Genomic DNA, 697 nt, shown 5'->3' on the forward strand with positions numbered 1-697 from the left:
GGATATTACAGGCCTTAACAATTTAAGAAAAAGTAAAAAATTAATTAGGTGTTACTTGTGTTTTAGTCTATACCTAATTGGGTACATAGGGACAAGTTAACAATTTGTCTACCTGTTACTAATTTTGGCACAATTTACCATGGATATCTGGTAAGTTGTAGTAAAATGGGGGTAAACTGTAATCTTGCTTAGAGTGAGTAGTAGTAAGCTTTAAGTTCATGCAGGCTTAATACTTTACCTCGTAAAGTTTTGGGTTCAGGTACAACTGTAGTATTTAGAGTATAACTAAATGAGACGGGCATATTTCATTTAGGTAATTTAGTCTTTCATCTAGTAGGAGATGTATAATTATGATGGGTAAAACGGTTTCTTCTGAAGAAAACGGTAAACTAACCAAGTGGCTAAAATCAAAGCGCCACGAGAAAGGTCACACAATGCGCAGCCTTGCGCAGGTGTTAGGTACGCCTCATTCATTCATTGGTAAGATCGAAAACCAAGAGCGCCGGTTGGATGTTATTGAGTTTTTACGTTACTGCGAAGCGCTAGAAGTTGATCCTTATGAAGGCTTACAGCTAATCAAAGAAGATCAATAAGCGTTTAGTTAGCAAAAAACGTAAAAGGTGCAAGGACCTGCACCTCTAGTTTTTGCTAGCATGATACGCTTTTTCAATAGCATAAAGCTTGTACCGAATTAAAT

The 697-nt window shown here is 36.7% G+C and carries 1 protein-coding gene; it reads left to right on the top strand.

What is annotated here, in order from left to right:
- Positions 1-350 precede the first annotated feature (350 nt).
- Complete coding sequence (locus tag L1D50_RS23215) at positions 351-593, top strand: helix-turn-helix transcriptional regulator (RefSeq protein ID WP_017216404.1); 243 nt, start codon at positions 351-353, stop codon at positions 591-593.
- Positions 594-697: the final 104 nt, after the last annotated feature.

It is taken from the genome of Pseudoalteromonas sp. Isolate6, from assembly GCF_022398435.1.
Taxonomy (GTDB): Bacteria; Pseudomonadota; Gammaproteobacteria; order Enterobacterales; family Alteromonadaceae; genus Pseudoalteromonas; species Pseudoalteromonas galatheae.